The 7596-nt window shown below is 61.7% G+C and carries 6 protein-coding genes and 3 pseudogenes; 4 read left to right on the top strand and 5 right to left on the bottom strand.

The features are described from left to right. From rsxC to rsxA, 3 genes are all read right to left on the bottom strand, one after another. Positions 1–2033: electron transport complex subunit RsxC (gene rsxC, locus CAK78_RS15485; RefSeq protein ID WP_254924802.1), on the bottom strand; the 2033-nt coding region annotated here is incomplete at its 3' end. Between the two features lie 2 nt (positions 2034–2035). Beyond that, positions 2036–2599, bottom strand: a complete 564-nt coding sequence (rsxB, locus tag CAK78_RS15480) for an electron transport complex subunit RsxB (RefSeq protein ID WP_005302265.1) — start codon at positions 2597–2599, stop codon at positions 2036–2038. A 4-nt stretch (positions 2600–2603) separates the two neighbouring features. Then, a complete protein-coding gene (gene rsxA / locus CAK78_RS15475; protein ID WP_005302262.1) occupies positions 2604–3185 on the bottom strand; it encodes an electron transport complex subunit RsxA in 582 nt (193 codons plus the stop codon). Positions 3186–3297: 112 nt separating this feature from the next. Here rsxA and CAK78_RS22875 point away from each other — a divergent pair. Together CAK78_RS22875 and CAK78_RS15465 are read left to right on the top strand one after the other, a co-directional pair. After that, positions 3298–3510, top strand: a pseudogene (locus CAK78_RS22875) (EamA/RhaT family transporter); the annotation flags it as partial. Next, positions 3509–3684 (top strand): annotated as a pseudogene (locus CAK78_RS15465) (histidine phosphatase family protein); the annotation flags it as partial. The pseudogenes CAK78_RS22875 and CAK78_RS15465, both read left to right, overlap by 2 nt. Positions 3685–3768: 84 nt before the next feature. On the opposite strand, the gene CAK78_RS15460 reads toward CAK78_RS15465, so the two are convergent. Together CAK78_RS15460 and CAK78_RS15455 are read right to left on the bottom strand one after the other, a co-directional pair. After that, positions 3769–4458: a hypothetical protein gene (locus CAK78_RS15460; RefSeq protein ID WP_094697857.1), complete on the bottom strand. Its 690-nt coding sequence runs from the start codon at positions 4456–4458 to the stop codon at positions 3769–3771. 68 nt (positions 4459–4526) lie between these two features. Next, on the bottom strand, positions 4527–5420 hold the full coding sequence (locus tag CAK78_RS15455) for a sugar ABC transporter substrate-binding protein (RefSeq protein WP_254924800.1): 894 nt from the start codon (positions 5418–5420) through the stop codon (positions 4527–4529). Between the two features lie 367 nt (positions 5421–5787). Here CAK78_RS15455 and fabV point away from each other — a divergent pair, with 367 nt between their 5' ends. Continuing rightward, positions 5788–6981 (top strand): enoyl-ACP reductase FabV, encoded by a 1194-nt coding sequence (gene fabV / locus CAK78_RS15450; protein ID WP_094697855.1) that lies wholly within the window; start codon positions 5788–5790, stop codon positions 6979–6981. Positions 6982–7144: 163 nt separating this feature from the next. Further along, positions 7145–7596: pseudogene (locus CAK78_RS23155) on the top strand (YfcC family protein); the annotation flags it as partial.

Here is a 7596-nt window from a genome sequence, read left to right as displayed (position 1 = left end):
CCTTGCGCCTGAGCCGCGGCCTTCTTGGCCTTGGCGCGGGCGATGGCGGCGGCAATGGCCGCCTTCTTGGGATCATCCCCCGCGCCGGTCGGCTCGGCTGTCTCCGCACTGCTGTCAGCGCCTGGTTCGGTGGCATCTGCCTCGCTGACAGCTTGCGCTTTCTTGGCCTTGGCACGGGCTATGGCTGCCGCGATGGCGGCCTTCTTGGGATCGCTCTGGGCAGCAGCACTGGTTGACGCTGTGGCATCCGCCGGAGTGGCCTGTGCCGCCTCGGTGTCACCGCTCTGGGCTGCCTTCTTGGCCTTGGCCCGCGCCAGTGCAGCGGCGATGGCCGCTTTTTTCGGATCCGCCTCTGTGGTGGCAGTGGCATCGCCGGGCATGGCTGGCGCCGTGTCGAGCGCCTTGGCGGCGCGGCGGGCGATGGCCTCTTGTTTGCGCGCCTCGCGGGCGGCAATCATGGCGCTGTTGTCCGGTGCGAGTTCGCTGGCACCAACCGGTGCAGCCTCCTGCTTGGCCTTGAGACGGGCCAGGGCCGCGGCTACCGGATCTTCTCCGCCGGCCGCCGTCATGGCCTGGCGCCGCTGGGCTGCCGCCTCGGCATGGCGGGCTTCGCGAGCGGCTTTCTCCCGCTCGAAGCGGGCCTGCTTGGCCTCGAAGCGCTGCTTGGCGCGCTCGGCCTTCTCGGCCTCGGCGCGGGCCTCGCGAATGTCATCCTTGGCAATCTTGTAGTACTGCACCAGCGGGATCTCGCTCGGGCAGACCCAGGCGCAGGCGCCGCATTCGATGCAGTCGAACAGGTTGAGTCCTTCTGCCTTGTCGTACTCCTTGGCCCGGCTGTACCAGTAGAGCTCCTGCGGCAACAGGTTGGCCGGACAGGCGTCGGCACAGGCGCTGCAGCGAATGCAGGCCTGCTCCGGACCGGGCGGCGGCAGCTCGGCCCGGGTGGGGGAGAGCAGGCAGTTGGTGGCCTTGACCACGGGTACCATGGCGTGGGGCAGGGTGAAGCCCATCATGGGGCCCCCCATGATGACCCGCTGATCCGCCTCGGGCTGCAGCTCGAAGCGCTGCAGCAGCCAGCGCACCGGCGTGCCCAGCAGCACCCAGGCGTTGCCCGGCTTCTTGAAGGCGTCGCCGGTAAGGGTGACGATGCGGGAGATGAGCGGCTCGCCGTCGATGATGGCGCGCTTGATGGCAAACACGGTGGCTACGTTGAGCACCATGATGCCCATGTCCACCGCGCGGCCGCCCTTAGGTACCTGACGGCCGGTGAGCAGTTCTATGGTCTGCTTGGCGCCGCCCGAGGGGTATTTGGTAGGTACCGTCTTGACCAGCACGTCTTCGTCGGTGGCGTGACGGGTCAGCTCGCCGATGGCGGCCGGCTTGTTGTCTTCCACCCCGATCAGGGTCAGCTTGGGTTTGAGCAGGTGCTTGAGCACCCGGATGCCGTCCATGATCTCGTCGGCATACTCCTGCATCAGCCGGTCATCGGTGGTGATGTAGGGCTCGCATTCGAGGCCGTTGACGATCAGGATCTCGGTGAGCTGGCCACGGCCATCGAGCTTGCTGTGGGTCGGGAACACGGCGCCGCCGAGGCCGGCGATACCGGCCTGCTGAATGCGCTCGAGCAGCTCGCCCCGCTCCAGATTCCAGTAGTCGGCTTGGCCTTTGCGCTCACCCCAGGCATCTTCGCCATCCGGGGTGAGGGTGATGCAGAGATCGTCGAGACCGGAGGGGTGGGCCACCGTATGGTGGCCGATGGCGGTGATGGTGCCGGAGGTGGAGGCGTGCACCGGCACGATCCGTCCCTTCTCATGACGGGTGAGTGGCTGACCCTTCTTGACCCGGTCGCCGACCCGCACCAGCAGATCGCCGGCCGGGCCCGCGTGCTGGCGTACCGGAATGATGAGCTGAGGCGGCAGGCCCGCGTCCACGACCGGGGTGAGGCTGGACTGCTCCTTGTTCTCGGGAGGATGAATGCCGCCGTGAAAATCCCACAGGGTGCCGGCTTTGATGCGTTCGAGTAAGGACTGCATGGTTACTCCACTATCTTGACCGGAATGGTGACGTTGTTGAGATCCCACTTCCAGTTGTCGACCGTGGTGGGCACCGGGATCATCTCGATGCAGTCGGTCGGGCAGGGATCGACGCAGAGATCGCAGCCGGTGCACTCGTCCTTGATCACGGTGTGCATCGCCTTGGTGGCACCGACGATGGCATCGACCGGGCAGGCCTGGATGCACTTGGTGCAGCCGATGCACTGATCTTCATGGATGAAGGCGACCTTCTTGACCGGTACGGCGGCTTCTGCGCCGCCCAGCGGTTGGGGTTCGACCCCCATCAGATCGGCAATCTTGCGCATGGTGGCATCGCCACCGGGCACGCACTTGTTGATCTGATCGCCGTTGGCCAGTGCCTCGGCGTAGGGTTTGCAGCCAGGGTAGCCGCACTGGCCGCACTGGGTTTGCGGCAGCAGGGCGTCGAGCTGATCGACAATGGGATCGGCTTCCACATGAAACTTGACGGCGGCAAAGCCCAGAATGATGCCGAAAGCCAGGGCCAGCAGAGCCAACACCAGAACGGCAAAAAGAATGTGAATCATAGCGCTATATCTTGATGAGGCCGGTAAAGCCCATAAAGGCCAGCGACATCAGGCCGGCGGTGATCATGGCGATGGAGACGCCGCGAAACGGGGTGGGAACATCGGCGGCCACCAGGCGCTCACGCATGGCGGCAAACAGGATCAGTACCAGCGAGAAGCCGGTGGCGGCACCAAAGCCGTAGATGATGCTCTGGATGAAGTTGTGGTGCTCGTTGATGCTGAGCAGCGCCACCCCCAGCACGGCACAGTTGGTGGTGATGAGCGGCAGGAAGATGCCAAGCAGACGGTAGAGGGTGGGGCTGCTCTTGCGGATAACCATCTCGGTAAACTGAACCACGACGGCGATCACAAGAATGAAGGCGAGCGTGCGCAGGTAGGCGATGTTCAGCGGGATCAGGATATAGTGTTCCATCAGATAGGAACAGGCGCTGGCCAGGGTCATCACGAAGGTGGTCGCCAACCCCATGCCGATGGCGGTTTCCAGCTTGCCGGAGACGCCCATGAAGGGGCACAGGCCAAGGAACTTCACCAGCACGAAGTTGTTGATCAGCACGGTGCCGACCAGTAAAAGCAGGTACTCAGTCATTGCAGGTTGGTTATCCGGTTTGAAGGCGGCGGTATTATCTGATTTTAGGTGCCTTTTAACAACCGCAAGGCCGCATGGTTATTATTCAAATAGCCAATTTCATGGAGGAAACGTGCGCCCTTTACCCATTTTTACCCTGACTCTGGCGATGCTGCTCTGGTCCAGTTCCTTCATCGCGCTCAAGCACGTGCTGGGGGGCTGGGGCTTCGGTCAGGTGCTCTTCATGCGCATGAGCGTGGCGGCGCTCTGCTTGCTGTGCTGCTACCGCTATCTCGGCAATTTTCGCTACCAGCAAGGGGATTGGCGCTGGCTGGCCTTGATGGGGGGAGCGCTTTGAGAGCAGTCAGCCCCGGACAACCAGTGGTTGCAGGCCCCTGCGATCGCAGAGCGGGCCATCGTCATCTCCCACGGTTTGCTCGGTGCCGTGCTGCGTGGCGTCTATGCCGCTCTTGCCTATGAGACGACCTGGTCACAGGCGTTGCCGCAAGATGCCTTCTAGTAAGATGGCCATGTCACTTGCATTGCCTGCTGACAGTCGCTGGGGGCGGTGAGCATGGACGCGCTGGGCTGAATGGGGTTGCGGTCAGGGGATCAGGATCCACTCTCGCCTGACCCCTTCATATACCGCACTCAAACCATATCCTTGCCAGATATCAGCCATGGCATCGCCGAAGACTCCCAGGGAGAGCGATGTACGCAGGCGTTTCACTGTGCTGGGTGGCAGTTGGGGGTGACAGGCCAGCCAGCGTTCGACGCGTGCCAGCACCATTACCCGCTGGACTGGTTTCCCTTGAGTGGGGGCGCTCATCAGTTCGGGGAGTACGTCACTGATCAGCAGATCGAAGCGACCTGCCTGCAACATGGCGATACCCTGGCCAGCCTTGGGCAGCAGTTCGTAGCGAATGGCTGCGTTATCGAGCAGTTCCCTCAACTCAGCCACATCGATGGCACCAATGCGATAGTTGCGCAGCGCCTCGATATTGCTTAGCGGTTTCACCGTGCCTTGCCGTGCATAAACGGCCAGAGTAATGGGGGCAATGCGTGCCACATAGCGCAGGGTTTCGGCATTTTCGGCCGAGAAGTGCACGCCAAGTCCACAACTGCCGGGGTCGGTAGCCACTATCTTGAGTAGGCGCCGCATCGGCTTGGCCTGAAAGTGGATCTTGATATCCTGCAGTTGTGCCAGACGGGCGAAGGCATCGACATAGGGGCCGCTCAATCCCTCTCCGTTGACCTGAATGAAAGGGGGGTAGGCATCGGCATAAATGTTCAATACAGGTGCTGCCGATGCGAGTTTGCACCACAATGCCAGCAATACCCACCCTCCCTTCATCTAGCCTCCTAAGGATGTGTGACCAGTTCCACAGGGGTTTGTACTATGCCGGGCAGATCGGCTTGCGTTATTTTCTGCGTCAACGCTTTCAGGGCGAGGTCGAGCGCATATTGTGCCTGCTTGCCCGGATACTGGTCGGCCGTTGCCACCACCGAACCATCGTTGAGGTAGGGGTGGATCCCCGGAATATTGTCATAGCCGCCGATCAGCACCTTGCCTTTGAGCCCCAGCTCGGCCAGGGCCTGAGCCGCGCCGATAGCCATGTTGTCGTTGCTGCAGAGCAGCGCGTTGACATCCGGGGTTGCTTTGAGGAGGTCAATGGTTGCGCTTTTGCCCTGAGCGATGTCCCAATAGCCGCTGCGCACGCCGGCGACGACCATGTCTGCTGCGCGTAAGGCTGCCCGGAATCCGTCACTGCGCGCCCGGCTGTTGATGGCGCCCGGTGGGCCCTCGATCAGCCCGACTTTACTGCCCGCGGGGAGTTTTTTGGAGACATATTCGCCGACACTGCGCGCGCCGACAAAGTTGCTGGGGCCGACGAAGGGAATATTGACCCCTTCCAGCACCAGCGCCCTGTCATCGAGTTTGTTGTCCATGTTGATAACCAGAATACCGGCGCGGATTGCCTCCATCAGGACAGGCAACATGGCAACCGAATCAGTCGGTACCACCACAAGGGCATCCACTTTTTGGCCGATCATTTTGCGGATAATTGCCTCCTGGCCTGTGACATCCACCTCCTGCTGGATGCCTTCCAGTTGTAGTGTCAGGGCGTCGGGATGGGTCGTTGCATAGGTTTCTGCCCCCTTCGCCATCTCGATGAAAAATTCGTTGCGAACCGATTTCAGTACCATGCCGACAGTCGGTTTGGCTGATACCTCACTGACCGCAAACAGTGCCACGGCCGCCCACAACAAGCATCTTTGCCAACATCTGGTCATGTTACCTCCGTCCTGCCGGGTCAATCATCCAGCGCCACGATGTTGTCCAAGTATATGTTAGCCATCAGCCGGGGCAGGCTTTGGGAACAAGGTAACCAAGCGGGCGACAACGAGGTTTGACCGCGGTGGCAAAGCGGGGTGATGGTGCCGGGATGGGCCGATAACAACTGGCAGTGGCTGGCATCAAAAACAGATGACTGCTTTTCGCTTAATTAGACGGCAGACCAGTCGATTTTTGCCGCTGTTCAACACATCAGAGCACCTTATCGCGGCGAGATGAGGTATCTTATGCCCCGATTTCATCCATCAAACGGATAAGAGACAACACATGATCATCAAACCCAAGGTTCGCGGCTTTATCTGCACCACCACTCACCCGGTCGGTTGCGAAGCCAATGTTCGTCGTCAGATTGCCTATACCCAGGCCAAGGGCACCATCGAGAATGGTCCCAAGAAGGTGCTGGTGATCGGTGCCTCCACAGGTTATGGCCTGGCGTCTCGCATTGCCGCCGCCTTCGGCTCCGGCGCCGCCACCCTCGGCGTCTTCTTTGAAAAAGAGGGCAGCGAAACCAAGACCGGTACTGCCGGCTGGTACAACTCCGCCGCCTTCGACAAGGCCGCCAAAGAGGCAGGCCTGTACGCGAAAAGCGTCAACGGCGATGCCTTCTCCAACGAGTGCCGCGCCAAGGTGATCGAGCTCATCAAGCAGGATCTGGGTCAGATTGACCTGGTGGTCTACTCCCTGGCCTCGCCGGTGCGCAAGATGCCGGAAACCGGTGAAGTGGTGCGCTCCGCCCTCAAACCCATCGGCGAGGTCTACACCACCACCGCCATCGACACCAACAAGGATCAGATCATCACCGCCACCGTCGAGCCGGCGAACGAGGAAGAGATCCAGAACACCATCACCGTCATGGGCGGTCAGGACTGGGAGCTGTGGATGGCGGCCCTGCGCGATGCGGGCGTGCTGGCCGACGGCGCCAAGTCCGTGGCCTACTCCTACATTGGCACCGACTTGACCTGGCCCATCTACTGGCATGGCACCCTGGGCCGCGCCAAGGAAGATCTGGACCGCGCCGCCGCCGCCATCCGTGGCGATCTGGCAGCCAAGGGCGGCACCGCCCACGTGGCCGTGCTCAAATCCGTGGTGACCCAGGCATCAAGCGCCATTCCGGTGATGCCGCTCTACATCTCCATGGCCTTCAAGATCATGAAGGAGAAGGGCATTCACGAGGGCTGCATGGAGCAGGTGGATCGCATGATGCGCACCCGTCTGTATGGTGCCGATCTGGCGCTGGACGAGCAGGCCCGCATCCGCATGGATGACTGGGAGCTGCGCGAAGACGTGCAGCAGACCTGCCGCGACCTGTGGCCGTCCATCACCAGCGAGAACCTCTCGGATCTAACCGACTACACCGGCTACAAGCAGGAGTTCCTGCGCCTGTTCGGTTTCGGGCTGGACGAGGTGGATTACGACGCGGACGTGAATCCGGACGTGCAGTTCGACGTGGTCGAACTCTGAGTCTGACCCAAGTGAAAACGGGGCCCCGCGGGGCCCTGTTTTTTTGGCAAAAATACTGCCAGGTTGCGAAATTTTATTATCCGCGACCACCTTTTTCCCATATCAAACCCGCTAGTCTGGCGGTGATCGGATCACATGACGGCATTGCCGAGGTACGGAAGCTATGACCACTCCAAATGACGCGCCCAAGAAGCGCCAACTCCCCACGGTTTACACCCTGCTTTTCATCATCATCGCCCTGATGGCGGCCCTCACCTGGGTGCTGCCGGCGGGCAAATACAACTATGTGACGGCCAAGAGCCAGCAGCCGGTTGCGGCGGCGGCCGTGGCCGACTACAGCGGCGATGAGCGGCTGTTGCCGGTGCCAGGTAGCTACACCGAGCTCCCTTCCCAGCCGCAGGTGCTATTCGATGTGCTCAAGGCCCCCATCCAGGGCTTTCACAAGGCGGCGGACGTGGCGCTGTTCGTGCTCATCATCGGCGGCTTTCTGGCGGTGACCATGCAGAGCGGGGCGCTCGATGCCGGGGTAGGGGCCATCGTCCGTGCCTTTGCCGGGCGCGAGCGGCTGCTCATCCCGGTGCTGATCGCCCTGTTTGCCCTCGGCGGTTCCACCTC

It is taken from the genome of Aeromonas sp. A35_P, assembly GCF_002259925.1.
GTDB lineage: Bacteria > Pseudomonadota > Gammaproteobacteria > Enterobacterales > Aeromonadaceae > Aeromonas > Aeromonas dhakensis.
This window is presented reverse-complemented; position numbering and strand designations above follow the sequence as displayed.